21 protein-coding genes are annotated in these 25,655 nt (G+C 75.2%); 11 read left to right on the forward strand and 10 right to left on the reverse strand.

The features are described from left to right. Window position 1: 1 nt before the first annotated feature. From BLASA_RS03005 to BLASA_RS03015, 3 genes are read right to left on the reverse strand one after another with little or no spacing between them, the layout of a single operon-like run. Entirely contained in the window at window positions 2-703 is a 702-nt protein-coding gene (locus tag BLASA_RS03005) for a TetR family transcriptional regulator (protein ID WP_269446687.1), read from the reverse strand. Then, complete coding sequence (locus BLASA_RS03010) at window positions 619-1,386, reverse strand: ABC transporter permease (protein ID WP_014374530.1); 768 nt, start codon at window positions 1,384-1,386, stop codon at window positions 619-621. The genes BLASA_RS03005 and BLASA_RS03010 overlap by 85 nt, the downstream gene beginning before the upstream one ends. Further along, a complete protein-coding gene (locus BLASA_RS03015) occupies window positions 1,383-2,183 on the reverse strand; it encodes an ABC transporter ATP-binding protein (RefSeq protein ID WP_014374531.1) in 801 nt (266 codons plus the stop codon). The genes BLASA_RS03010 and BLASA_RS03015 overlap by 4 nt, the downstream gene beginning before the upstream one ends. A 106-nt stretch (window positions 2,184-2,289) precedes the next feature. On the opposite strand from BLASA_RS03015, the gene BLASA_RS03020 reads away from it, so the two are divergent. Continuing rightward, the gene (locus tag BLASA_RS03020) at window positions 2,290-3,102 is read left to right on the forward strand and encodes a TrmH family RNA methyltransferase (RefSeq protein ID WP_014374532.1); all 813 of its coding nucleotides are present in this window, start codon (window positions 2,290-2,292) and stop codon (window positions 3,100-3,102) included. Here BLASA_RS03020 and BLASA_RS03025 read toward each other — a convergent pair. Together BLASA_RS03025 and sepH are read right to left on the reverse strand one after the other, a co-directional pair. Continuing rightward, window positions 3,099-3,572 (reverse strand): general stress protein, encoded by a 474-nt coding sequence (locus BLASA_RS03025; RefSeq protein ID WP_041775577.1) that lies wholly within the window; start codon window positions 3,570-3,572, stop codon window positions 3,099-3,101. The two genes, BLASA_RS03020 and BLASA_RS03025, sit on opposite strands and share 4 nt — an antisense overlap. A gap of 60 nt (window positions 3,573-3,632) precedes the next feature. Then, window positions 3,633-4,538, reverse strand: a complete 906-nt coding sequence (gene sepH / locus BLASA_RS03030) for a septation protein SepH (protein ID WP_014374534.1) — start codon at window positions 4,536-4,538, stop codon at window positions 3,633-3,635. Between the two features lie 248 nt (window positions 4,539-4,786). Here sepH and BLASA_RS03035 point away from each other — a divergent pair, with 248 nt between their 5' ends. Together BLASA_RS03035 and BLASA_RS03040 are read left to right on the forward strand one after the other, a co-directional pair. Further along, on the forward strand, window positions 4,787-6,685 hold the full coding sequence (locus BLASA_RS03035) for a prolyl oligopeptidase family serine peptidase (RefSeq protein ID WP_014374535.1): 1,899 nt from the start codon (window positions 4,787-4,789) through the stop codon (window positions 6,683-6,685). Next, complete coding sequence (locus tag BLASA_RS03040; protein ID WP_231839539.1) at window positions 6,676-8,157, forward strand: circularly permuted type 2 ATP-grasp protein; 1,482 nt, start codon at window positions 6,676-6,678, stop codon at window positions 8,155-8,157. The genes BLASA_RS03035 and BLASA_RS03040 overlap by 10 nt, the downstream gene beginning before the upstream one ends. Before the next feature lie 10 nt (window positions 8,158-8,167). On the opposite strand, the gene BLASA_RS03045 is transcribed toward BLASA_RS03040, so the two are convergent. From BLASA_RS03045 to BLASA_RS03055, 3 genes are all read right to left on the reverse strand, one after another. Further along, complete coding sequence (locus BLASA_RS03045) at window positions 8,168-10,864, reverse strand: ATP-binding protein (protein WP_231839540.1); 2,697 nt, start codon at window positions 10,862-10,864, stop codon at window positions 8,168-8,170. 45 nt (window positions 10,865-10,909) lie between these two features. Then, a complete protein-coding gene (gene serC / locus BLASA_RS03050; protein ID WP_014374538.1) occupies window positions 10,910-12,022 on the reverse strand; it encodes a phosphoserine transaminase in 1,113 nt (370 codons plus the stop codon). Window positions 12,023-12,124: 102 nt separating this feature from the next. Next, entirely contained in the window at window positions 12,125-13,243 is a 1,119-nt protein-coding gene (locus BLASA_RS03055; RefSeq protein ID WP_014374539.1) for a citrate synthase 2, read from the reverse strand. A gap of 153 nt (window positions 13,244-13,396) precedes the next feature. On the opposite strand from BLASA_RS03055, the gene pdxH reads away from it, so the two are divergent. Continuing rightward, a complete protein-coding gene (gene pdxH / locus BLASA_RS03060) occupies window positions 13,397-14,044 on the forward strand; it encodes a pyridoxamine 5'-phosphate oxidase (protein WP_014374540.1) in 648 nt (215 codons plus the stop codon). 76 nt (window positions 14,045-14,120) lie between these two features. Next, a complete protein-coding gene (locus tag BLASA_RS03065) occupies window positions 14,121-15,437 on the forward strand; it encodes an MFS transporter (protein ID WP_014374541.1) in 1,317 nt (438 codons plus the stop codon). On the opposite strand, the gene BLASA_RS03070 is transcribed toward BLASA_RS03065, so the two are convergent. Then, a complete protein-coding gene (locus BLASA_RS03070) occupies window positions 15,434-16,102 on the reverse strand; it encodes a UdgX family uracil-DNA binding protein (protein WP_014374542.1) in 669 nt (222 codons plus the stop codon). The genes BLASA_RS03065 and BLASA_RS03070 overlap by 4 nt on opposite strands. Before the next feature lie 103 nt (window positions 16,103-16,205). Between BLASA_RS03070 and BLASA_RS03075 the strand changes: the two genes are divergently transcribed. The 6 genes from BLASA_RS03075 to BLASA_RS03100 all read left to right on the forward strand — a co-directional run bounded on the left by BLASA_RS03075 (window position 16,206) and on the right by BLASA_RS03100 (window position 24,254). Continuing rightward, entirely contained in the window at window positions 16,206-17,120 is a 915-nt protein-coding gene (locus tag BLASA_RS03075) for an ABC transporter ATP-binding protein (RefSeq protein ID WP_014374543.1), read from the forward strand. Next, window positions 17,117-18,316, forward strand: coding sequence for an ABC transporter permease (locus BLASA_RS03080; RefSeq protein WP_014374544.1), 1,200 nt, complete (start codon window positions 17,117-17,119; stop codon window positions 18,314-18,316). The genes BLASA_RS03075 and BLASA_RS03080 overlap by 4 nt, the downstream gene beginning before the upstream one ends. Window positions 18,317-18,354: 38 nt before the next feature. After that, entirely contained in the window at window positions 18,355-19,335 is a 981-nt protein-coding gene (locus BLASA_RS03085; protein WP_014374545.1) for a TIGR03557 family F420-dependent LLM class oxidoreductase, read from the forward strand. Window positions 19,336-19,429: 94 nt separating this feature from the next. Continuing rightward, a complete protein-coding gene (locus BLASA_RS03090; RefSeq protein ID WP_014374546.1) occupies window positions 19,430-20,290 on the forward strand; it encodes a tetratricopeptide repeat protein in 861 nt (286 codons plus the stop codon). 48 nt (window positions 20,291-20,338) lie between these two features. Continuing rightward, window positions 20,339-23,158, forward strand: coding sequence for a phosphoenolpyruvate carboxylase (gene ppc / locus BLASA_RS03095; RefSeq protein ID WP_014374547.1), 2,820 nt, complete (start codon window positions 20,339-20,341; stop codon window positions 23,156-23,158). Further along, window positions 23,151-24,254 (forward strand): inositol monophosphatase family protein, encoded by a 1,104-nt coding sequence (locus BLASA_RS03100; protein ID WP_014374548.1) that lies wholly within the window; start codon window positions 23,151-23,153, stop codon window positions 24,252-24,254. Before ppc ends, BLASA_RS03100 begins: the two co-directional genes overlap by 8 nt. On the opposite strand, the gene BLASA_RS03105 is transcribed toward BLASA_RS03100, so the two are convergent. Further along, entirely contained in the window at window positions 24,251-25,651 is a 1,401-nt protein-coding gene (locus BLASA_RS03105) for an NADP oxidoreductase (protein WP_014374549.1), read from the reverse strand. The two genes, BLASA_RS03100 and BLASA_RS03105, sit on opposite strands and share 4 nt — an antisense overlap. Between the last annotated feature and the right edge of the window lie 4 nt (window positions 25,652-25,655).

Here is a 25,655-nt window from a genome sequence, read left to right on the forward strand (position 1 = left end):
GTCACCGGCGGGGCAGGTCCACCTCGCCGGTCAGGTAGTGCTGGACGGTGGGGCCGACCGCGGCGACCAGGGACTCCGGGGACGCCGAGGCGAGCGGCTCCAGGCGCAGGACGTACCGGGTGATGACCACCCCGACCAGCTGGCCGGCGACCAGGGCCCCGCGGGCGGCGCGCTCGTGCGCCGGCAGGTCCAGCGTGCCGACGACCCGCCGCAGCACCTGGGTCACCAGGAACTCGCGCAGCAGCTTCGCCGTCCACTCGTTGCCGACGGCGGAGCGGACCAGCGCCAATCCGGCGCTGCGGGCCGGACCGTCCCAGACGCGCAGCAGCATCCGGACGACGTTCTCGCCCAGCTGGTCCCGGCCGCCCGCGAGCACCTCGGGCAGGAAGTCCGCCGGGTCGGCCGGTGCCTCGATCGCGGCCAGGAACAGCTGGTCCTTGCTGCCGAAGTAGTGGTGCACCAGCGCCGGATCGACCTCGGCTGCGCCGGCGATCTGCCGGATCGTGGCCCCGTCGAACCCCCGCGCGGCGAACGCCTCCCGTGCGGCGGCGAGGACCGCGTCCCGGGTGCCGGGGTTGCCCGGGCGCCGTCCCGGACGCCGAGCCGGTCGCGGGCTGCTCAGCTGGTCCTCCTCCGCAGGGTCGCCGCCGCCAGGGCGAGGGCGAGCAGGGCGACGCCGGCCACGATGCCGACGTCGACCCACATCGTGCCGGTCGCCGCCGGGGAGCGCCCCACCTCCTGCAGGGCCTCGACCGCGTAGGTGAGGGGGAGCACGTCGCTGATCGCCTGCAGCCAGCCGGCCATCTGCTCGCGGGGGACCAGCAGCCCGCAGAGGAAGAACTGCGGCAGCACGATCACCGGCATGAACTGCACCGCCTGGAACTCGCTGCGGGCGAAGGCGCTGGCCAGCAGCCCCAGGGCCACCCCGAGCACGGCGTCGACCACGGCGATGAGCACCACCAGGCCGACCGACCCGGCGACGTCCAGGTCGTAGAGGGTCGTCGCCACCCCCACGGTGATGCCCGCCTGCAGGGCCGCCGCCAGGCCGAAGGCCAGCCCGTAGCCGAGCAGCAGGTCCAGCCGGGCCAGTGGCGTGGTGAGCAGCCGTTCGAGCGTGCCGGAGGTGCGCTCCCGCAGCATGGCGATGCTGGTCACCAGGAACATGACCACGAACGGGAAGATGCCGAGCATGGGAAGGCCCACCCGGTCGAACACGGGAGGCTGACCCGGGACGGTGGGCACGTCCTGCCAGAGCAGGTGGAGCAGGCCCAGCAGCAGGCTCGGGAGCACCAGCAGCATCGCGAGGGTGCGGTGGTCGTGCCGCAGCTGGCGGAGCACGCGGCCCCCGGTGACGGCCGTCAGGCGGGGGCTGACCGCGGCGGTCACGCCCGTGCCTCCTGTTCGCTGCCGCGGAACGCACCGCTCCTCGCTCGTTCCTCGCTGCGATGCCCACGTCCCTGTCCGCTCACGCCTACCTCCTCACGGGCGCGGACGAGCGTGAGGAACGCCTGCTCGAGGTCGTCGGAGCGGCCGTCGGCGCGCAGCTGCTCCGGTGTGGAGTCGGCGAGCAGTTCGCCGTCGCGGAGCAGCAGCAGCCGGTCGCAGCGACCGGCCTCGTCCATGACGTGGCTGGACACGATCAGCGTGGTCCCGGCGGTGGCCAGGGCGTGGAACCTCGCCCAGAGCTCGGCCCGCAGCACCGGGTCCAGGCCGACCGTCGGCTCGTCGAGGACCAGCAGCTCCGGCCGGCCGACCAGGGCGCAGGCCAGCGAGGCCCGGCCCCGCTGACCCCCGGAGAGGTCGGCGACCAGCTGGCCGGCGGCGTCGGCCAGCCCCACGTCGGCGACGGCGGCGTCCGCCTGCCGCGCGCCGGCCCCGTGGAGGGCGGCGAAGTAGCGGGCGTTCTCGCGCACGGTGAGGTCGGCGTAGACGCTCGGCGCCTGCGTGACGTACCCGACGCGGCGGCGCAGACCGGGGGAGCCGGCCGGCTCCCCGAGGACCGTGACGGTGCCGGAGCGCACCTTCTGGACGCCGACGACGGCCCGCAGCAGGGTGGTCTTCCCGCTGCCGCTGGGGCCGAGCAGGCCGGTGACCCGGCCCGCCGGGACGCGGCAGGACAGCCCGGGGAGCACGCGGCGGCGCCCCCGGTCGACGACGAGAGCGGTGACGGTGACGGCGTCCATGACGCGCCCTCCAGAACTCGACGGCCGACGAACTCAACGCTAGGTGAGTTAGCCGAGCGCCGTCAACGGAGTTCGCCGCCCTCGGCGGCGGGCAGAATCGGGCAGCGTGCCCCTCCCCGTCCTGATCACCGACCCTGCCGACCCGCGGGTCGAGGACTTCCGCGACCTCACGGCCGGTGACCGCCCGCCGGGCCGGGAGCGCGGCACCGGGCCGGTGATCGTGGAGGGCGTGCCGGCGGTGCAGCGGCTGCTCGCCTCCCCGTACCGGGTGCGGGCGGTCTTCGGCGTCCCCGGCCGGGTGGCGGCGCTCGGCCTGCCCGACGACGTCCCGGCCTACGAGGCCGACAAGTGGGTGCTCTCGGAGGTCATCGGGTTCCGGCTCACCCGCGGCGTCGTCGCCTCGGCCGACCGCAGGCCGCCGGCGGACCTGGACGAGCTCCTGGCCGGCCCCGAGCCGGCGGCACCCCGGCGGCTCGCCGTCCTCGAGGCCCTCAACGACGCGGAGAACCTGGGCTCGATCGCCCGTTCGGCGGTGGCGCTGGGAGTCGACGGCCTGCTGCTGGACCCGCGCTGCGCCGACCCGCTCTACCGGCGGTCGGTCCGGGTCTCGATGGGGCACGTGCTGTCGTTGCCGTTCGCCGTGCTGCCCGAGTGGCCGGCCGGCCTCGAGCGGCTGCACGACGCCGGCTACCTGACCGTCGCGCTCACCCCCGCGGCCGACGCCGTCGGCCTGGCCGACGTCGATCCGCGCGCACACCCGCGCACCGCCGTGCTGCTCGGCGCGGAGGGGCCGGGGCTCACTCCCGAGGCGCAGCGGACCGCGCGGGTGCGGGCCCGCATCCCGATGCGGGCGGGCGTGGACTCCCTCGGGGTGGCCGCCGCCGCGGCGGTCGCCTTCGCCGCCCTGCGCTCGGGTTAGCTGCGCAGGGAGAAGCGGGCCAGCATCTCGCGGGCCTGCTCGGCGTGCGCGGGGTGGCACATGATGTCGTACCGGCTGGCCGTGATCTTGCTGGTGCTGGTGAAGTCCCGCTTGCCGCGGGTGGCCGCGTAGCCCATCCCGCCGAAGGCCGCACCGAAGGCGACACCGATCAGCAGGCCGGTCACCACCGACCCGATCCAGTTGCTGCCGTCGGGAGCGAAGATGCCGAGCAGGAGCCCGACGAACAGACCCCACCAGGCACCGGCGGCGGCGCCGGCGGCGAGCGCCCGGCCCATGGTCATCCGGCCGGTCACGGTCTCGACCATCCGCAGGTCGGTACCGATGATCGTGACGTTCTCGACCGCGAACTTCTCGTCGGACAGGTAGTCGACCGCGGCCTGCGCCTGCTCGTAGCTGTCGTAGGAACCCACCTGGACGCCGCCCAGCGGCATCGACACAGAAGCACTCATGCCCGGTCAACTACCCGGACGGGCGCCATGTTCCACCCCGGCTGCCAGCGGGGGACCTGCTCAGCGGTTGCGGCGGACCCCGAAGACGATGTCCTCCCACGCCGGGATGCGGGCGCGCGGGTCCTCGTCGTCCGGACCGTCGCCGTTCCGGCCGAGGACGACGGTGTCGTGGTCGGCGACCTCGTCCAGGAGGGCGGTGATCGCGTCCTCGTCCGCCGGCGAGCCGTCGGGCGCGTGCACGTCGCGGACGTGCTCGTCCTCCACGCGCACCGGCGGCGGGACGGGGCTGGGCTCCGGGGTGCGGACGACCGAGACCGGCCGGCTGCGGGGCGCGGGGGAGACCGGTGGGCCGGCCGGCACCTCCGGGACCACCCGCACCAGGCGGGTGCCCTCGGCGAAGTCCGCGGTGGCGGCGTCGGCCGGGGTGACCGTGCGGGAGGGCAGGTCGTAGGTCCAGCGGGCGATGCCGGACTTGGCTCCCGCGCGCCAGGCTCCCGTGACCACCCAGGCGCCGTCCTCGCCACGGAACGCGTCCCACTGCACCGCGTCGATGTCGGTGTCGATGAGCCGCAGCCGCTCGACCATGAACTGCTGCAGGACCGCGCCGGGCGCGCCCTCGGTGAGCCGCACGCGGGCCTCGCGGGCCTGGCCCGCGACGCGCTCGCGCTCCTGGAGCACGGGGTGGGCGAACCGCATGATCCGCTCGACCCGGGCGCCGGTGGCGGCGGCGACCTGCTCGGGGGTCTCGCCGGACCGGATGCGGGACTGGATCACCCGGGGTGGCAGTTCGGTGCCGAGGTCCACGTCGATCTGCGTGAGCCGGCGGGCGTCTCCCCGGGCGGCCGCACGCACGCGGTCGTCGATGGGCAGCTCGAACCGCTCGCCGCCGTCGGTGTCGGGTCCCTCCGCGGTGAGGACGAGGCTCTTCCCGTCGTCGGAGAGCGCCACGAGGCGCAGCGTGCGCATGGGGCGACCTCCTGCAACCGGCGCGGCGGATCCGGACGAGAGTCCGGTGCCCGAGGCTATCGGGGGCGACGGGGTCCCGCGCGCAGGCGACCCGGCGTGGCGCGGAGCGGCCGGATGCGCCGGCTCCCTCCGCCGAGGGGTGCGGTCGGGGCCGTGCTCCGCCGATGACAGCGCTGACATCTGCCCGCAACGCGCGCCCGCCACGGTGGACGGCTCGCGACAGGCACCCACCGAGCCGAGGAGGTGCGATGGCCGGCCCCGGAACCGACCAGCGGACGGCACCCGCAGGGCTCTCCGCCCTGGATGCGCTCGTGCCCCCGGAGGCGCTGCCGGCGCACGTCCGGCGGGTCATCGCCGGGATCGCCGGCGCCGCAGCCGCCTGGTGCCCCGCGCCGTCGCCCGACGGCCGCCGGATCGCCTACGTCACCGACCGCTCGGGGCTGCCGCGGCTGGAGGTGGCCGCGCTCGACGGCCGCACGCCGCCTGCAGAGCTGTCCGGCCCGGACCAGGAGGTCGTCTCCGTCTCCTGGTCGCCCGACGGCGCCTGGCTGGCCTACCTGGTCAGCCCCGGTGGCTCCATCTGCGCCGAGTTGCACGTCGTCCGCCCGGACGGCACCGGCCGGCGGGTGCTGGCCGGGCAGGACCTGCGCACCACGGTCTTCGCCGGCTCCTGGGCCGGCCCGCACCACTACGCCTGCTCGATCGCGCCCGGCGACGGTCCCGACGCGGACGTCGTGCTCGTCGACGTCGTCTCCGGTGCGCACCGGACCCTGGCGTCCGGCGGGTTCCTCTCGGTCACCGCCGTCTCCGCCGACCGCCGTACCGTCCTGGCCCGGCGGGGCCCGCGTGGCTACCGGCACGTCGTCCTGATCGACGTGCCCACCGGCGTGCAGCGACGCGTCCTCCCGCTGGACGTCCCGGGCGGCATCGCCTCGGAGGACGGCCGGTTCTCCGCCGACGGGCGGACGGTCTACCTGCGGGCCGCGCTGCCCGGCCGGCCCGGCGAGGACCGCGCCGGCCTGGTCGCCGTACCCGTCGACGGCGACGGCCTCCCCGGGCGCGGGCGCACGGCCCTGTACCGGGCCGACGCCGACCTGGACGGCTACGCGGTGCGCGGCGACGGGACCGTGCTGGCGGTCTGGACCGTCGACGGCGTCAGCGAGCTGTCGGTACACGCGCTCTCCGACGGCGCCGTGGTGCGGCGGGTACCGCTGCCGGAGCCGGTGCTGTCGGGCTGGGCCGCCACGGCCGACGGGGCGGCGCTGGTCGCCGAGCTGACCGGGCCGCGGGCGCCGCGTGCGCTGTGGCGGGTGCCGCTGGAGGGTGCCGGCGTCCCCGAGCTGCTGGCGTGCTCGCCGACCCGGCCGGGGACGCAGGGGCTGGTCGAGCCGGCGTGGCACGACTACGTCGCCCCTGACGGCGTCCGGCTGTCGGGCTGGCTCTACGTCCCCCCTGGTTCCCGCGGACCCAACCGGACGGTGGTCAGCTTCCACGGCGGACCGGAGGGCCAGGAACGCCCCCTCTGGACACCGATGGTGCAGTGCATGGTGGCGGCGGGCCTCACCGTCTTCGCCCCCAACGTGCGGGGCTCGGGCGGGTTCGGCCGCGCGTTCATGACCGCCGACGACGGCCCGGCGCGCGAGGCGTCCTTCGCCGACGTCCGGACGACGGTCGACGAACTGGTGACCGCCGGGATCGCGGCTCCCGGGCGGATCGGTGCCCACGGCTGGTCCTACGGCGGCTACCTGGCGCTGGTCGCGCTCACCCGGTGGCCGGAGCTGTTCGCCGCCGGTGCCTCCCTGGCGGGCATGAGCGACCTGCGGACCTTCTTCGCCGGTACCGAGCCGTGGATGGCCGCGGCGTCGGTGACCGAGTACGGCGACCCCGTCGCCGACCGGGACCTGCTGGCCGCGATCTCGCCGATGACCGCGCTGGACCGGCTCACCGCCCCCGTGCTCCTCGCCCACGGGGACCGCGACACCAACGTGCCCGTCGCGGAATCCGTGCAGGCCCACCAGGCCCTGCAGGCCCGGGGCGCACGCGCCGACCTGCTGCTGTTCCCCGGGGAGGGGCACGCGATCGTCGGGCGCGCCAACCTGGTGGAACTGGGCGAGCGGCTCGCCGCCTGGTTCGATCGGTGGCTGTGAACGGGGAACTGTTCGCCGGCTACCCCACCACCCGCGTCGACGAGGCCGTCGGCCCGGACGGCCGGCTGCGGAACGGGTGGGCGGGGATGGCCGCTGCCCTGGAGCGGCTGGGGTCCGCCGGCCTGGTCGCGGCCGCCGCGGATCTCGGCGCCCGGCGGCGGGAGCGCGGTGTCGCGGTCTCCGCCTGGGTGGACGGCCGCCAGGAGCTGCGCCCGGTCCCACTGGATCCCGTGCCCCGGGTGCTGGACGCCGGCACGTGGGCGGCGCTGTCGGGCGGCGTCGCGCAGCGGCACCGCGCGCTCAACGCCTTCCTCGCCGACGTCTACCGGCCGGCCGGACGGCGGCGCGGCGACCCCGACCGCGCGGCGGAGATCGTCCGGGCCGGGATGGTCCCCGACTGGCCCGCCGCGCACGGCCCCGGTCGCGATCCGGGTCCGGTCCCCCGCGCCTGGCCCGGCCAGCCGCGGGCGACCGTCGCGGCCGCCGACGTCGTACGCGGCGCCGACGGCCGGTGGCTGGTCACGCGGGACGCCCTGCAGGTGCCGTCGGGCATCGGCTACGCGCTGGCCGACCGGGAGAGCGCCCGGGCGGCCACCCCGGAGCTGTTCGCCGGGCTCGGCAGCCGGCTCGTCGACCCCGCGGACGCCGTGCCGCTGCTGCGCGGCGCGCTGGCCGCCGCCGCGCCCCCGGCGTGCACGGGTGCCCCGCGGATCGCGGTGCTCACCCAGGGGGAGAGCGACGGCGCGTGGTTCGAGCACCAGGTGCTGGCCGAGGCGCTCGGTGCCCCGCTGGTGCGGGCCGGTGACCTGTGGCCGCGCGGCGACGGGGGGGTGGAGGTGGCCGTCGACGGCGGGCGGCTGCCGGTGGACGTGCTGTACCGCCGCTTCGACGACGCGCTGCTCGGCGCCTATCCGACCGGCGTCGGACTCCCGCTCGAGTCGGGGCTCACCGAGGCGGTCCGCGCCGGCCGGCTCGGGCTGGCCAACGTGCCCGGGAACGGCATCGCCGACGACGCCGCCGGCTACGCGTGGGTGCCGGCGATGATCCGCTTCTACCTGGGGGAGGAGCCGCTGCTGGACTCGGCGCGGACCTGGGTGCTGGCGGACCCGTCCGCGTGGGCCGCCGTCCGGGACCGGCTGCACGAGCTGGAAGTGCAGGAGGTCGCCGGGTACGGCGGGCGCGGCGTCGTCCACGGCCCGGCCTGCTCCGCCGCCGAGCTGGCCGCCCTGCGCGAGGAGATCGCCGCGGCCCCGCACCGGTTCGTGGCCCGGGAGCCGGTGGAGCCCTCCACCGCACCCACCCTGGTCGACGGCGTGCTCCGGCCCCGGCCGGTGGACCTGCGGGTGTTCTCCGTGGCGGGAACGACGACGACCACGCTGCCGGTGGCGCTGACGCGGGTGGCGCCCGAGGCGGCGCCGGTCCGCGTGGGCGTGCCCGGGGGCGGCAGCAAGGACACCTGGCTGCTCCGCTGACCGGGGCGGGTCAGCCGGCGGAGATCGTGGCCAGGATCCGGACCGTGGTGCCCTCCGGGCTGGGGATGGCCGTCACCTCGGCGAACGCGCTCATGAGCGTCGAGCCCCGCCCGCGGTCCATGCTGGGCACCCGCTCCCGCCACTGGCCGTGGTCCCGGACGGTGATCTCCACCTGGCCGGCCCCGGCGCAGGCGGTCACCTCGACGAACGGTTCGGTGGGTTCCTGGGCGTGCTCGATGGCGTTGCTGGTGGCCTCGCAGGCGGCCAGCAGCAGGTCGTAGGCCTGGTCCTCGTCGATGCCGGTGTCGGTGAGGAACCGGCGCAGCCGGCGGCGCACCGCCGGGATCGAGGACAGCTCCGAGGGCAGCCGCCAGCGCTCGTCGCGGCGGTCCGCCGGCCGGCCGACGGGCGGGACGGAGGTGCGCGGCGCCGGGATCGGCTCGGGACGCTGGACGGGCGTGCCCGGCGGCGGCGCGGTGGGTTCCGGCCGCCGGGTCTCGCCATGGTCGGCGGCTGCGGCGGCTGCGGCGGCTGCGGGGGCCGCGGTGGGTGCCGCGGCGCGGCCGGTCGAGCGCTCGAGGACGACGCGCACCCGGGCGAGCAGTTCTGCGGACCGGAACGGCTTGGCCAGGTAGTCGTCGGCGCCCACCTCGAGGCCCTCGACGGAGGCTTCCTGCCCGGCGCGGGCGGTGAGCATGATCACCGGGATGCCCCGGGTGGCCGGATCCGCGCGCAGCCGGCGGAGCAGCTCGAAGCCATCGATGCGCGGCATCATCACATCGGTCAGCACCAGGTCCGGCGCCCGCTCGGCCACCGCGGCGAGCGCCTCCTCGCCGTTGGCGGCGGTCCGCACGGTCCAGTGCGGGCCGAGCAGCCGGGTGAGGTACGCGCGCATGTCGGCGTTGTCGTCGACGACCAGGACGGTCGCCGCGCCCGCGCCGCCGGGAGCCCCGCCGGCGGGCCGGGAGGTCTCCTCCTCCCAGCTCGCCGCCTCACCGCGCGCCGCCTCCGACGGTGCCAGGGCCGCGCCGGTCGGTGCGGCGTCGGGCCGGCCGAAGGGGATGGCGACGGCGAACGTGCTGCCCGAGCCGGGCTCGCTGGTGACCGTGACCGTGCCCTCGTGCAGCCCGACGAGTTCCTGCACGAGCGCCAGGCCGATGCCGGCCCCCTCGCGGGTGCGCGCGGTGGAGCCGGGAACGCGGTGGAACCGCTGGAACAGGTGCGGCAGCTCATCGGCCACGATGCCCACGCCGGTATCGGCGACGGTGAGCAGGAGGCGGTCCCCGTCGGCCCGGAGGGCCACGTCGATGGAGCCGACGAAGGTGTACTTCACCGCGTTGGCGAGCAGGTTGACGACGACCTTCTCCCACATGCGGGGATCGACGTAGGCCGGCCGGTCCAGCGGAGGGCAGTCGACCGTGAGCCGGAGCCCGGCCCGCTCCGTGGCCGAGCGGAAGACGCCCGCCAGCTCGGCGGTGAAGGCGGCGAGGTCGGTCTCCACCCGGACCGGGGTCGCCCGCCCGGCCTCGATGCTGGCGAAGTCGAGCAGGTCGTTGACCAGCCGCTGCAGGCGCTGCCCGTTGCGCATGGCCAGTTCCAGCTGGTCGCGCACGTCGGCGGGCAGCGGTTGGGCCCGGTTCTCCAGGACGTCGCCGATCGGCCCCAGGAGCAGGGCCAGCGGCGTGCGCAGCTCGTGGCTGACGTCGGAGAAGAAGGTGGTCTTCGCGCGGTCCAGCTCGGCCAGGGACTCCGCCCGCTGCCGCTCGGTGCGGAATGCCCGGATGTTCACCACCGCCCCGGCGAACTGCCCGGCCACGAGCTCGTGGAAGGTGCGGTACTCCGCATCGAGGGCACGGTTCGGCGACGTGCCGGCGACCAGCAGGCCCACCGGCTCCCCGTCCTGGCCGGCGGTCAGCGGGAGGACGACCGCCTCGGTGACCGGATCGCCCCAGGGCCCCCCGGTGACCCCCAGGGAGTCCGGCGCCGGTACGAGAGTGGCGCCGTCGGTCTGCTCGGGGAGCAGGCCGGCGTCGACGCCCATGGTCGCCACCCGCCGGTACGTCCCGTTCTCGGTCGAGAGGTAGACGGCGGCGAAGGGCACGTCGAGGAGGTCGCCGGCCAGGGCCGAGCACATCGCCGTGACCGTCTCGTCCTCGTCACCCAGCTGGGCACCGACGGTGGACAGTTCGTGCAGCAGCTGCTGGCGACGGGCGGCGAGCAGCTCGCCGGTGACCTCCGTGCAGACGGCGTGCATACCGGCCACCCGGCCGTCGTCGCCGAACGCCGGGGCGTGGGAGACGGTGAAGTAGGTCTCCTCGCGGTACCCGGCGCGCTCGAGGAGCAGGAGCAGGCCCGGCAGCCAGGAGGCCTCGAGGGTGGCCATCGCGCGCTCGATGGGTGGGCCGAGCGCATCCCACCCCTCGGCGAGGGTCTGCCGGATGTCCTCGCCGATCGCCGGGTGCTTCGCGCCGATCAGCGGTGCGTAGGCGTCGTTGTAGAACTGCAGGTGCTCCGGCCCCCAGGTGAGCACCATGGGGAACTTCGAGACCAGGACCGTCCGTACGGCGAAGCGCAGACTGGCCGGCCACCCCTGCACGGGACCGACCGGCGTCTTCGCCCAGTCGAACGCGGCCATGATCCGGCCGACCTCACCACCGGCCGCGAACAGGTCGCTGCCGCCGGGACCCGACGACGGACCAGGATCCACGACCACCTCCAGCGACCAGTTGCGTGCGACAGCTGAGCAGGCGGGTCAGAGGCGCTCCACCACGTAGTCGACGCAGGCGGTCAGCGCGGTCACGTCGTCGGGGTCGACGGCGGGGAACATGCCCACGCGCAGCTGGTTGCGGCCCAGCTTGCGGTAGGGCTCCACGTCGATCACGCCGTTGGCGCGCAGCGTCGTCGCCAGCGCGGCGGCGTCCACCGAGTCGGCGAAGTCGACGGTGCCCACGACGTAGCTGCGGTGGTCGGGGTCGGCCACGAACGGGGTCGCGTAGGGCGACTTCTCCGCCCAGCCGTAGAGCCGGGACGAGGACTCGTGGCTGCGGCCGACGGCGCCGGACAGGCCACCGAGCGAGAGCATCCAGTCGATCTGCTCGGCGAGCAGGAAGAGGGTGGCGACGGCGGGGGTGTTGTAGGTCTGGTCCTTGGCCGAGTTGTCGACGGCGATCGACAGGTCGAGGAAACCGGGGATCCAGCGTCCCGAGGCCTTGATCTCGGCGATCCGCTGCAGGGCGTCGGCGCTCATCACGGCCACCCACAGTCCGCCGTCGGAGGCGAAGGACTTCTGCGGCGCGAAGTAGTAGACGTCGGTATGCGAGACGTCGACCGGCAGGCCCCCGGCGCCGCTGGTGGCGTCGATGAGGACGAGGGCGTCCTCGGTGCCCGAGGGCCGGATGACGGGGGCCATCACGCCCGTGGAGGTCTCGTTGTGCGCCCAGCCGTACGCGTCGACGCCGTCGGTGGGAGGAGGCAGGACGAGCGACCCCGGCTCGGCCGTCACGATCACCGGGTCCCGGAGGAACGGGGCCTCCTTGGCGGCGGAGGCGAACTTGGCGGAGAACTCCCCGTAGGTGCCGAAGGCGGCACGGTCACGGATCAGGCCGAACAGTGCGGCGTCCCAGAAGGCCGTCGTGCCGCCGTTGCCCAGCACCACCTCGTAGCCGTCCGGCAGGTCGAACAGTTCCCGAAGGCCCGCGCGCACCCGGCCGACCAGCTGCTTCACCGGCGCCTGGCGGTGGGAGGTCCCCATGAGCGCCACGCCCTCACCGGCCAGGGCCCGCAGCGCCTCGGGGCGCACCTTGGACGGACCGCACCCGAACCGGCCGTCGGCAGGCAGGAGCTGGGCGGGGATGGTGATGCTCATCCGTGGGAAGCCTTCCGGTGCACGTGGGTCGCGGCGGGGCGTCCGACGACGACGGCCCGGACCGCGGATCGCGACCGGGCCGTCGTCGCCGGACGGGGGCTCTCAGAGCGCGGCGGCCTGGTGGTTGATGGTGTCCCAGCCCTCGACGTGCTCGGGCTTGCGGGGCTCGGGGCCGATGTAGCGGGCCGACGGGCGCACGAGGCGGCCGGTGTTCTTCTGCTCGAGGATGTGCGCGCACCAGCCGGCGGTGCGGGCGCAGGTGAACATCGAGGTGAACATGTGGCTCGGGACCTCGGCGAAGTCGAGGACGATCGCCGCCCAGAACTCCACGTTGGTCTCGACCGGCCGGTCGGGACGCCGCTCGCGCAGCTCCTTGAGGGCGGCGTTCTCCAGGGCGAGGGCGGCCTCGAAGCGCGGGGCGCCCAGTTCCTCGGCCGAACGGCGCAGCACGCGGGCCCGGGGGTCCTCGGCGCGGTAGACCCGGTGGCCGAAGCCCATCAACCGCTCCTTGCGGTCGAGGAGGTCCTTCACGTACTTCTCGGCGTCGCCGGTCTTCTCGACGTCGTCGAGCATGTGCAGCACCCGGGAGGGGGCGCCGCCGTGCAGGGGGCCGGACATCGCGCCGATTGCGCCGGACATGGCGGCGGCGACGTCGGCCCCGGTGGAGGCGATGACGCGGGCGGTGAACGTGGAGGCGTTCATGCCGTGCTCGGCGGCCGACGTCCAGTAGGCGTCGACGGCGGCGACGTGGCGGGGGTCGGGTTCGCCGCGCCAGCGGACCATGAACCGCTCGACGATGGTGTCGGCCTCGTCGATCCGGGCCTGGGGCACGGCAGGGGTGCCGATGCCGCGGGCGGACTGCGCGACGTAGGACAGCGCCATGACCGCGGCGCGGGCCAGCTGCTCCCGGGCCGTCTCGCTGTCGATGTCCAGCAGCGGGCGGTAGCCCCAGAACGGCGCCAGCATCGCCAGCGCGGCCTGCACGTCGACCCGTACGTCGCCGCTGTGCACCGGGATCGGGAACGGCTCGGCCGGGGGCAGGCCCGGGCCGAACTTCCCGTCGACCAGCAGGGCCCAGACGTTGCCGAAGGTCACCTTGCCGACGAGGTCCTCGATGTCGACGCCGCGATAGCGGAGCGCACCGCCGTCCTTGTCGGGTTCGGCGATCTCGGTCTCGAAGGCGATGACGCCTTCCAGCCCGGGTACGAAGTCGTCGGCCATCTCGCATGCTCCTCTGCGCGCGGACCTGCATACGCCCGGGTGGGGGCGCACGATTTCCTGCCGACCCTAGGCCGTCGGCACGCTCGCGGCACACGGGGGGCCGTGCGGCGGCCCTCCCGAGCCGCCGGTCCCGGGGGGTGTCAGCATGGCGCCGTGCCCGACGTCTCCCGCATGCGGACCGACTACCGCGCCGGCCGGCTCGGCGAGGAGGACCTCGCCGCCACGTGGGTCGAGCAGTTCGACCGCTGGTTCGCCGACGCCGTCGCCGCGGAGCTGCCCGAGCCCAACGCGGTCGTGGTGGCGACCGCCGACGCCGACGGCGCGCCCGATGCGCGGATCGTGCTCATGAAGGGGTACGACGCCTCCGGCTTCGTCTTCGCGACCAGCTACGCCTCCGCCAAGGGCGCGCAGCTCGCGGTGAACCCCCGGGTGGCGCTGGTCTTCCCGTGGCACCCGATGCAGCGGCAGGTGCGGGCGGCCGGCCGGGTGGAGCGGGTCGGCGACGCGGCGTCCGACGCGCTGTGGGACCCGCGTCCCCGGGGGGCCCAGCTGGCGGCCGCGGCGTCGGTCCAGTCGACCGTCGTCGACTCCCGCGACGAGCTGGCGGAGCGGGTCCGGTCGCTCGACGAGCAGAGCGACGAGGGACCGCTGCCCCGGCCGCCGGCGTGGGGCGGTTACCGCGTCGTCCCGGAGCGGGTGGAGTTCTGGCAGGGCGGTGGCGACCGGCTGCACGACCGGCTGCGCTTCGTCCTCGACGAGGCCGAGGGCGGGGGCTGGGTCGTCCAGCGGCTGGCGCCGTGAGCGGACAGGGGCGTGAGCATCGCAGCGAGGAACGAGCGAGGAGCGGAGCGGCCCGCGGGAGCGAACCGGTGACGCCATGACCCAGCCGGTCGACCCCGCGGAGGGTGGCGCGCCGGTCCAGGAGCCCGTTCCGGAGCGGGTGCGCCGGCGGGGCTGGACTCTCGACACCACGCCGTTGCGCGATGCCGGCTACCGGCGGCTGTTCTGGGGCATCGCCACCACCACCATCGGCCAGCAGATGACGCTGGTGGCCGTCCCGTTCCAGGTCTACGCGCTGACCGGGTCCTCGTTCATGGTCGGCATCACCTCGATGGTCGCGCTGGTCCCGCTGATCGTCTTCGGGCTGCTCGGCGGGGCGATCGCCGACGCCATGGACCGTCGCCGGCTGCTGGTGGTCACCTCGATCGGCGCCGCGGTCACCAGCGCCCTGCTCGCGGCGCAGGCGCTGCTGCCCGGGGGCGGGAACCTCGCCCTGCTGTGGGTGCTGACCGCCGCGGTCTCCGCCTTCACCGCCGTCAACTCCCCGGCGCGCTACGCCGTCATCCCGGCGCTGGTGGGGCCGGCCGGCGTGCCGGCGGCCAACGCGCTGGCCATGACCGTCCGCCAGATCGGCGTCATCGTGGGCCCGCTGGTGGCCGGCCTGCTGATCGGGCTCGGCTCGCTGTTCACCGCCTACGCCATCGACGCCGTCGGGTTCCTCGTCGCCGTGCTGCTGCTGCGGGGGCTGCCGCCGCTGCCGCCCGGGCGGGAGGCCGGCCCGCTGCGGCTGCGGGCGACCCTGCAGGGGGTGTGGGAGGGCTTCGCCTTCCTGCGCACCCAGCCGGTGCTGCTCATGACGTTCGTCGTCGACATCATCGCGATGATGTTCGCCTGGCCGCAGGCGGTGTTCCCCGAGCTGTCCGAGACCCGGTTCGAGGGATCGCCGAACGCGCTGGGCTGGCTGTTCGCCGGCATCTCGATCGGCGCGCTGGCGATGGGCCTGACCTCCGGCTGGGTCTCGAAGGTCGACCGGCAGGGCGCGGTGGTGATCGTCTCGATCGCCGTCTGGGGCGTGGCGATCATCGGCTTCGGCTACGCCCCGACGCTGTGGCTGGCCGTCCTGTGCCTGGCCGTCGCGGGGGCGGGGGACATGGTGAGCGCGGTGCTGCGGTCGTCCATGCTGCAGCTGGCGGCGCCGGAGGAGATGCGGGGCCGGATGCAGGGGGTCTTCATCGTCGTGGTCACCGGCGGTCCGCGGCTCGGCGACCTGCGCGCCGGCGGGCTGGCCAGTGCCGCCGGGGTCACCTTCGCCATGGCGTCCGGCGGCGTCGTGGTCGTGCTGGCCATGGTCGCCGTCGCGCTGCTCGTGCCCTCGTTCTGGTTCTTCCGCGCGTCCCGCTCGGCGGCACGCTAGGCCAGGGCGCCGGCCACCACCCTCAGGTCGGCGACCAGGGCGCCGTAGGCGGCGTCCCGGGCCTCGTCGGGGGTGCGCAGGATCGCCGAGGGGTGGGTGGTCGCGAGGATCCAGGTCTGGTGCGGCGCGTCCTCGTCGTCGTCCTCCGTCGGCCCGCTGGCGCCGGGCGGGCTCCAGGGCAGGAGCTGCCCGTGCTCGCGGGTGATGCGGAACGACGGCGAGATCAGCGACTTGGCCGCCGTCGCGCCGAGCGCCACGACCACCTCGGGTTGCAGGACGGCGAACTCCGCCGCCAGCCACGGCCGGCAGGCGCGCAGGTGCTCCGCACCCGGTGTCTGGTGGATGCGCCGCTTGCCCTTGGTGAGGTGCCCGAAGTGCTTCACGGCGTTGGTCACGTAGGTCTCGGCCCGGTCGATCCCGGCCTCGTCGAGCGCCTTGTCCAGCAGCCGGCCGGCCGGGCCGACGAACGGCTCGCCCTTCCGGTCCTCCTGGTCGCCGGGCTGCTCGCCCACGAACACGATCCGGGCCGTCTCGGGACCCTCGCCGAAGACGGTCTGGGTGGTGTCCTCCCACAACTCGCACGCCCGGCAGCCCGCGGCCGCGGTGCGCAGCTGCTCCAGGCCGACACCCGTGGGCGGCTCGGCCACCCCGTTGCGCTCGCTCATGACCTGATGACACCGCACGCTGCGTGCCGGCGCGAGCCGGCTCCTGGCCCGGGCAGCCGACCGATACGGTCCGGGGCAGGAACAGGCGACGGCAGGAGGACTGGTGCTCGAGTTCGACGGGCTCCGCAAGAGTTACGGCGCCGACCAGGTGCTCGACGGCGTTGGCTTCACGGTCCGGCCGGGATCGATGTTCGGCTTCTGCGGCGCCAACGGTGCCGGCAAGACGACGACGATGCGGATCGCCATGGGCCTCGTCGTGCCCGACGCCGGGGAGGTCCGCTGGCTGGGCCGACCGCTGGACCAGCAGGCGCGCCGCCGGGTCGGCTACATGCCGGAGGAGCGCGGGCTCTACCCGAAGATGAAGGTCGGGGAGCAGGTGACCTACTTCGCCCGGCTGCACGGGCTGGACGCCGCTGCCGCCGCGCGGGCGTCGGCCGAGTGGGTGGAGCGGCTGGGCCTCGGCGCACGGAAGGGCGATCCGGTCGAGAAGCTGTCGCTGGGCAACCAGCAGCGCGTCCAGCTGGCCGCCGCGCTGGTCAGCCGGCCCGAGGTGCTCATCCTCGACGAGCCGTTCTCCGGACTCGACCCGGTGGGCGTCGACTCGCTGGCGGAGGCGCTGCTGGACCAGGTGCGCACCGGCGTCCCGGTCGTCTTCTCCAGCCACCAGCTCGACCTGGTGGAGCGGCTCTGCGACTCCGTCGGCATCCTGGCCCGTGGCCGCATGGTCGCCACCGGGACGGTCGAGGAGCTGCGCCGCCGGGAGGCCGGCCGGCTGCTGCGGGTGGTCGCCCCGGACGCCGCCCCCGGCTGGGCCACCGCGCTGCCCGGTGTCCGCGTGGTCTCGGAGCAGGCCGGCGACACGCTGCTCGAACTCGCCGGCGACGCCGACGACCAGGCGGTGCTGGCCGCGGCGCTGCGCACCGGCCGGGTCACCCACTTCGCCTGGCGGGACCCCACCCTGGTCGAGCTGTTCCGCGGCGCGGTCGCCGACCCGGGCACCGACGAGGAGGCGGCGTGAGCGCCCCCAGCAGTACGACCGAGCGCGGCCCGGGCAGCACCGAGCTCGTCCGGCTGGTCGCCGGCCGGGAGATCTCCACCCGGCTGCGGGACAGGAACTTCATCATCGGCCTGGGCGTCACCGTCCTGCTGCTGATCGGGCTCATGGCCTTCCAGATGGTCATGAGCTCCGGTGGCGACGAGCGGCGGCTCGGGATCGTGGGGGGCAGCTCCGCGCTCGGCCCGGCCGTCGAGGCGCAGGGCGAGGCCGTCGGCGTCGACGTCACGGTCGTGGCACTGGACGACGAGGCGGCGGCGCGTGCCGCGGTGGAGGCCGAGGAGGTCGACGGCGCGCTGCTGGCCGCCGGGCCGGGGCCCGAGCTGCTCGTCCAGGACCGCAGCTCGACGATGGAAGCGGTGGTGAACGCCGCGGTCGCCGGGATCGCGGTCGCCGAGCAGCTGGCCGAGGCCGGCGTCGACCTCGCGGCCGTGCCGGAGCTGCAGGTCACCCCGCTGAGCGGTGACGACGGTGGCGAGCAGGAGCAGGTGCTCGTCGCGCTCATCGGCGTCGTCCTGCTCTACGGCCTGCTGATCATGTTCGGCCAGTTCATCGCCCAGGGTGTGGTGGAGGAGAAGTCCAGCCGGGTCGTCGAGCTGCTGCTGGCGACGATGCGGCCCTGGCAACTGCTCGCCGGGAAGATCATCGGCCTCGGCGTGCTCGGGCTGGCGCAGATCGTGCTGATCGGCGTCATCAGCGTCGCCGGGGCGCTGGCCTTCGACCTGGTCGCGGTGCCGGGTGACCTGATCGGCACCGTGGTCTCGGTGGTCCTCTGGTTCGTGCTGGGCTACGCGTTCTACGCGGCGGTCTTCGCCATGGCGGCGTCCCTGGTCAGCCGGCAGGAGGACCTCGGCAGCGTCCTGACGCCGATGATCCTGCTGCTCGTCGCCGGCTTCTTCGTCGGCATCCAGGCCGCTTCGGACCCGGCCGGCACGATGGCCGTGGTCACGTCCTACGTGCCCGGCCTCTCGCCGCTGGTCATGCCGGTCCGGCAGGCCGCCGGCGAGGTCGCGGTCTGGGAGATCGCCGTCGCCGTCGTGATCATGCTGGTGGCGATCGTGGCCGCGGTCCGCATCGGCGGGCGCATCTACGCCGGCGCGCTGCTGCGGACCAGCGGGAAGACCACGCTGCGGGAGGCGCTCAGGGCCGAGCGCGGCTGAGCCGGTTGGGCCCAACCGGCCCGGGGTAGCCGCGCCGCATGGGCATGCAACTGGGCTACACGATGATGACCGAGCAGGCCGGGCCGAAGGACCTCGTCGGCCACGTGGTGGGCGCGGAAGAGGTCGGGTTCGACTTCGCCGTCAGCAGCGACCACTACTTCCCGTGGCTGGACGAGATGGGCCACTCGCCGAACGCGTGGGTGACCCTCGGGGCGGCGGCGCAGGCGACCAGCCGGATCCCGCTGATGACGTACGTGACCTGCCCGACCTTCCGGTACCATCCGGCGATCGTGGCGCAGCAGGCCGCGACGCTGCAGATCCTCTCCGAGGGGCGCTTCACCCTGGGCATCGGTGCGGGGGAGAACCTCAGCGAGCACGTGGTCGGCGGCGGGTGGCCCGGTGCCGACGTCCGGCACGAGCGGATCGTCGAGGCGCTGCAGATCATCCGCGACCTGTTCGACGGCGAGGGCTACACCAACTTCCGCGGGAAGCACTTCGACGTCGAGTCGGCCAAGCTCTGGGACCTGCCGGAGAAGCGGGTGCCGATCGGGTTCGCGGCGGGCGGGAAGCAGGCGGCCACGATCGCCGGCGAGCTGGCGGACGTTCTCGTCGCGACCGACCCGATGAGCGAGCTCGTGGAGCAGTTCGAGGCCGCCGGCGGTGCCGGCAAGTCCAAGGTCGCGCAGATGCCGATCAGCTTCGGCACCGACCGGGACGCCGCCGTGCAGCGGGCGCACAGCCTCTTCCGCTGGTTCGGGCTCGGCTGGAAGGTCAACGCCGAGCTGCCCGGCCCGACCGCCTTCGACGCCGCCAGCCAGTTCGTCACGCCCGACGACGTCGCCGGGTCCATCCCGTGCGGCGACGACGTCGAGGCCGTGATCGAGGGCGCCAAGGAGTACGCCGACGCGGGCTTCACCCACCTGGCCCTGGTGCAGATCGGCGGCGACCAGCAGCAGCCCTACCTCGACTGGGTGCGCAGCTCGCTGATGCCGGCCTGGCGGGAGGCGTTCGGCAGCTGATCGGGTGACCGGTCGGCCGCGGGCCGCTCCCTTGGGGTGAGGTCCGGGCGCGAGGGGGCGCGTTGCGCGCCCTCTCGCCGCGATCATCGGCGGCATGACCGAGGACCTGGACGTGCGGCTGCGGCGGCTGCTCGCCTCCGACGACGCCGACGCGCTGATCGACCTCGGCTGCGACCTGGCCGACGCCGGTCGGCAGGAGGACGCCGAGACGTGCTTCCGCCGGGCCTTCGACCTCGGCGACTCGGTCGCCGCGTTCAACCTCGGCAACTCCCTCGCCGCCCAGAACCGGTGGGCGGAGGCGGTCGACGCCTACGAGGTGGCGCTGCGCGGCGGCGAGGCCGACGCCTGGCGCAACCTGGGCCTGGTGCTGGAGGACCTCGGGGACCTCGCCGGGGCGATGCGCGCCTACCGGGGCGCCGCCGCCGCCGGCGACCTGGAGGGCGGGCTGCAGCTGGCGTTCCTGCTGCGCGAGCAGGGCGAGCGCGACCAGGCGCTGGTGGTCGCGGAGGAGTTCGCCGCCGCCGGCGACGAGGAGGCCGCCGCCGTCGTCGCCTGCTGGCGCTGGTGCTCCAGCCTCGACCCCTCGCTGGAGGCGGACTTGCGGGCCGGCCAGCACCACTTCCCGGCGGCACGGGCCGATCTGGCCCACCTGCTGCGCGAGACCGGCCGCTCCGCCGAGGCCCGCTCGGTGCTCGAGCGCGGGGCGAAGCTCGGCGAGCAGGTGGCCTGGCTGCCGCTGGGCAACCTGTACCGCGAGGACCTCGGTGACGAGGAGGCCGCCGAGGAGGCCTACCGCAGCGGGATCGCCGCCGGTGACCCCTACTGCCACCAGAACCTCGGCGTCCTGCTGGCCGACCGGGGCGACCTCGAGGGCGCGGTGGAGCAGTTCCGCCTCGGCGCCGCCGCGGGGGACCAGCTGGCCGCGCAGTGCCTGGGGGAGCTCGAGCGCGACTGACCCGGGTGCGGGTGTGACCCGGATCTCTCGGTCCGAGATACTCGGGCGGTGTCCGAAGCCACCGTCGACGTCGCCGACCTCCGCCACCACGGATCTGCCGGCCCCGGCGGCCGCGCCGACGACGAGCCGCTGCGGGAGGACATCCGGCTGCTGGGACGCATCCTCGGCGAGGTGATCGGCGAGCACGCCGGGCCCGACGTCCTGGAGCTGGTCGAGTCCACCCGGCTGGAGGCGTTCGGAGTCCGCCGGTCCGAGGTCGACCGGGTGGCGCTCGCCGCCCGGCTCGACGGTCTCGACGTCCGCTCGGCGAACCACATCATCCGGGCCTTCAGCCACTTCTCCGTGCTGGCGAACCTGGCCGAGGACATCCACCACGAGCGCCGCCGGCGGCACCACCGGCGGGCGGGCTCCCCGCCGCAGCGCGGCAGCCTGGCGGCCACCTTCGAGCTGCTGGACCGGGCCGGCCTCTCCGAGGACACCGTCGCCCGCGAGCTGGCCGGCGCCCTCGTCTGCCCGGTGGTCACCGCCCACCCCACCGAGGTGCGCCGCAAGACCGTCTTCCAGGTGCAGCGCCAGATCGCCGAGCTGATCCGGCAACGGGACCGCGCAGGGGGCGGGGACGTCGACGACGAGTGGTCGGCGCGGATGTCGCGCTCGGTGCTCACCCTCTGGCAGACGGCGCTGCTGCGGCTGTCGCGGCTCCGGCTCGAGGACGAGATCGACGAGGCGCTGCGCTACTACGAGCTGTCGCTGTTCGACGTGGTGCCGGCCATCAACGCCGACCTGCGCCGGGCGGTGGAGGAGCGGTGGCCGGGGGCAGGGGTGCTGCGCCGGCCGATGCTGCTGCCCGGCTCCTGGATCGGCGGTGACCGGGACGGCAACCCGTTCGTCACCGCGGACGCGCTGCGCCGGGCCACCACCCGGCAGGCGGAGACGGCGCTGGGCCACCACCTGGCCGAGCTCGCGGAGCTGCGCAGCGAGCTGTCCATGTCCGACCGGCTGATCACCTCCACCCCGGAGCTCTACGCGCTGGCCGACGCCTCGGGCGACGACTCGCCCTTCCGCGCCGACGAGCCCTACCGGCGGGCGCTGACCGGCATCACCGCGCGTCTGGCCGCCACCGCCCTGCGGGTCCTGGGGACCGTGCCCGGTGGCCGGGTGGCCGGTCCCGACGTGGTGGCCTACGCCGTCCCCGACGAGCTGCGGGCCGACCTCGACGTCGTCGACGCCTCGCTGCGCAGCCACGGTGCCGGCGCGCTCGCCGACGACCGCCTGCGGCGGCTGCGGGAGGCGGTCGAGGTCTTCGGGTTCCACCTGTGCGGGCTGGACCTGCGGCAGAACTCGGCGGTGCACGAGGAGGTGGTCGCGGAGCTGCTCGCCTGGGCGGGGGTGTGCGAGGACTACGCGGCACTGGACGAGGTGGCCCGGGTCGAGCTGCTGGCCGGGGAGCTGACGCTGCGCCGTCCGCTGGTGCGGCCCGACGCCCAGCTCTCCGAGGGCGCCCGGAAGGAGCTCGACGTCCTGCTCGCCGCCGCCGGCCAGGTGGCCCTGCTGGGGCCGCGGACCATCCCGAACTACGTGGTCAGCATGTGCGAGTCGGTGAGCGACGTGCTCGAGGTCGCCGTCCTGCTCAAGGAGGTCGGCCTGCTCGACCCGGGCGGCGTGGACGGCCCCACGTGCCCGGTCGGCATCTCGCCGCTGTTCGAGACGATCGGCGACCTCCAGGCTGCTGCGAGCACCCTCGGTGCGGTGCTCGACCAGCCGCTGTACCGGTCGCTGCTCGGGAACCGGGGCGACGTCCAGGAGGTCATGCTCGGCTACTCCGACAGCAACAAGGACGGCGGCTACCTGGCCGCCAACTGGGCGCTGTACCGGGCCGAGCTCGACCTGGTGGAGGTGGCCCGCCGGGAGGGCATCCGGCTGCGGCTGTTCCACGGTCGCGGCGGCACCGTCGGTCGCGGCGGTGGTCCCAGCTACGAGGCGGTCCGGGCCCAGCCGCCCGGCGCGGTGGCCGGGGCGCTGCGGATCACCGAGCAGGGCGAGGTGATCGCGGCCAAGTACGCCGATCCCGATCTCGCCCGCCGCAACCTGGAGGCGCTGGTCGCCGCCACCCTGGAGTCGACGCTGCTGGACGTCGAGGGGCTGGGGCAGGACGCCGACGAGGCCTACGCGCTGCTCGACGACCTCGCCGCCCGCGCGCAGCTGGCCTACCGGGAGCTGGTCCACGAGACGCCCGGGTTCGTCGAGTGGTTCCGGGCGGCCACCCCGATCGGGGAGCTGGCCGAGCTCAACATCGGCAGCCGGCCACCCTCCCGCAAGGCCGGCGACTCGATCGCCGACCTGCGGGCGATCCCGTGGGTGTTCAGCTGGTCGCAGACCCGGATCATGCTGCCCGGCTGGTACGGCACCGGATCGGCGCTGGAGTCGTTCGTCGACGGATCGCCCGAACGGCTGGAGCGGCTCCGGGACCTGCACCGGCGCTGGCCGTTCTTCCGCACGATCCTGTCCAACATGGGCATGGTGCTGGCCAAGACCGACCTGGGCCTGGCCGCCCGGTACGCCGGGCTGGTGCCCGACGAGGAGCTGCGCGCCCGCGTGTTCGACCGGATCCGCGAGGAGCACGAGCGCACCTGCCGGATGACGCGGGCGATCACCGGTGAGGATGACCTGCTGGCCGACAACCCCTCGCTGGCCCGCTCGATCCGGAACCGGTTCCCGTACCTGGAGCCGCTGCACCACCTGCAGGTCGAGATGCTGCGGCGCCGTCGCAGTGCCGTCTCTGGCGAGGACCCCGACGACGAGCTGACCAGCCGGAACATCCAGCTCACCATCAACGGCATCGCGACCGCACTGCGCAACAGTGGCTGAACGCTGGTTCCTGCGGCGGCCGGCGCCCGAGGGGGAGCTGCGGGTGGCGGTCAGCGGGGCCGACGTGCGGGCGGCGGCGCTCACCCTCGGCCTGCAGCCGGCCGCGCTCGCCCCCGCCGTCCACGACCCCCGGCTGCGCGTGCTGCTGGGCGGGGGACAGGCGGCGCTGGTCCGGCGGCAGTGGCACTCCGACGGGTTCGCCGAGGCCGTCGTCCTGCGGCGTACCGGTGTGCCCCTCGACCACCCGGCCCTGCGCGCGCTGGCCGCCGGGTGGGGCTGCGAACGCGCCCGGCACGGCAGCACCGACCGCTGGGTCGCCGTGCCGGGGCCGGGCCCCGAGGCGCCGCTGGCCGACCGTTTCCGGCACCTGGCCGCGCTGGCCGCCACCCGGGTGGAGGTCGCCGTCGCGCTGGCCCGCGACAGCGGTGAGGAGCGGACCAAGCGGGACGGCAGCCCGTCGCTGGCCGCCGACGAGGCCGCGCACGCCGCCGCCGTCGAGGTGCTGGGCGGGCTGGGGGTGACCGTGCTCAGCGAGGAGCGCCGCGACCGCCCGGTCACCGCCGGGGAGCCCTGGATCGTCCTCGACCCGCTGGACGGCACCGGCAACTTCTCCGCCGGGCTGCCGCCGTGGGCGTTCTCCGCGGGCCTGGTGGAGGGCGGGCTGCCGGTCGCGGGGCTGGTGGCCGACCTGGCGTCGGGGCGGCGGTGGACCGGCGTGCACGGGGTGGGTGCCGAGCGGGACGCCGTGCCGATCGCGCCGCGGCCGGGCAGCACTGTCGTCGTCCCCAGCGGGCCGGGGGGCGGGGCCGTCGCCGTCCCGTCGACGGCGCGGCGGGTGCGGGTGACCGGCTGCACCGCCGTCGACCTGTGCCTGGTGGCCGACGGGTCGGCATCTGCCTGGCACGACCTGGACCGCAGCGGGACCCACGTGCACGACGTCGCCGGCGGCCTGGCGGTGCTGCTGGCCGCGGGCGGGGTGGCCCTGACCGGCGACGGGCGCCCGCTGCGGCTGGACCCGGACACCGCGACGAAGATCCGCTTCGTCGCGGCCTCCTCCGCGGCGGAGGCGGAGGAGCTCATCCGGGCGGTGGGCTAGCGAGCCGTGGCCGCCCGGACGGCGGCCATCAGCGCTTCCCGCTCGTGCAGCGTGGTGCGGGCGCGGCCGCGGGTGGCGCCGAGCGCCTGCTCCGCGGCGTCGATCGCCCGCCAGTCGTCGAGCAGCACCGGTTCCGCGCCGCGGGCCCGCAGCGTGCGGACCAGGTCGTCGCGCTCCCCGTGCACGCGCAGCGAACCGTCGGTGGCGTCGGCCAGGAGCGCGGCGACGGTCTCCCGTGCGTCGTGCTTGTTGTGCCCCACCACCCCGCTGGGCCCGCGCTTGATCCACCCGGCGACGTACTCCCCGGGCGAGGGGCGGCCCTCCCGCAGCACCCGCCCCGTCTCGTTCGGCACCGTGCCGGAGCGCTCGTCGACCGGGAGCCCGGGCAGCGCGCTGCCGCGGTAGCCCACCGACCGCACCACCAGGTCGGCCGGCAGGACCTCGAACTCGCCCGTCCCGATCGCCCGGCCGTCGCCGTCGACGGCGGTGCGCTCCACCTCCACGCCGGTCACCCGGTCGGTGCCCAGCAGTCGCACCGGCCGGGAGTAGAAGCGCAGCCGGAGCCGGGTGCGCCCGGGCTCCGGGGTGTTCGCCGCCCACTGGCGCAGGACCGCGAGGTTGCGGGTGGCGTTGCGGTCGCCGGCGGCGCGCTCCTCGGCGTCGGGATCGAGGTCCAGGTCGGCGGCGTCGACCAGCACGGTGGCCGCCGCCAGCTCGCCGAGCTCACGGAGCTCCTGGGTGGTGAAGGTGGCCTGCGCCGGGCCGCGCCGGCCCAGCACGGTGACCTCCTCGACCGGCGCGGCGGCGAGGGCGTCGATGGCGTGCTGCGGCATGTCCGTGGGCTCGAGCTCCTCGCCGGTCCGGGCGAGGATGCGCCCGACGTCGAGGGCGACGTTGCCGACGCCGATCACCACGGCCGACCGGACGCCGACCAGCGCGGCCTCGACCATGGCCCGGTCCGCGTCGGGGTGCCCGCAGTACCAGGCGACGACGTCGGTGGCGGCCAGGCTGCCGGGCAGCTCCTCGCCCTCGATGCCCAGGTGCCGGTCGAGCGCGGCCCCGTAGGTGTAGATCACCGCATCGACGTGCTCGCGCAGCTCGGCCAGCGAGATGTCGGTGCCCACCTCGACGTTGCCGACGAACCGCACGAGCGGGTGGTCGAGGCTGCGGTGCAGCGTGTCCCGGATGGCCCGCATCTTCGGGTGGTCCGGCGCGATCCCGTGGCGCACGAGGCCGAACGGCGTGGGCAGCCGGTCGACCAGGTCGACGGCGACGGGCACCTCGCTCTGCCGGGTGAGGGCGTCGGCGGCGAAGATGCCGGCGGGGCCGGCACCGACGACGGCCACCCGCAGGGGGTGGCCGGCGGACGGGGGAGCGGGGGAACCGTCATCGACCACGACT

The organism is Blastococcus saxobsidens DD2 (genome assembly GCF_000284015.1).
Lineage (GTDB): Bacteria > Actinomycetota > Actinomycetes > Mycobacteriales > Geodermatophilaceae > Blastococcus > Blastococcus saxobsidens_A.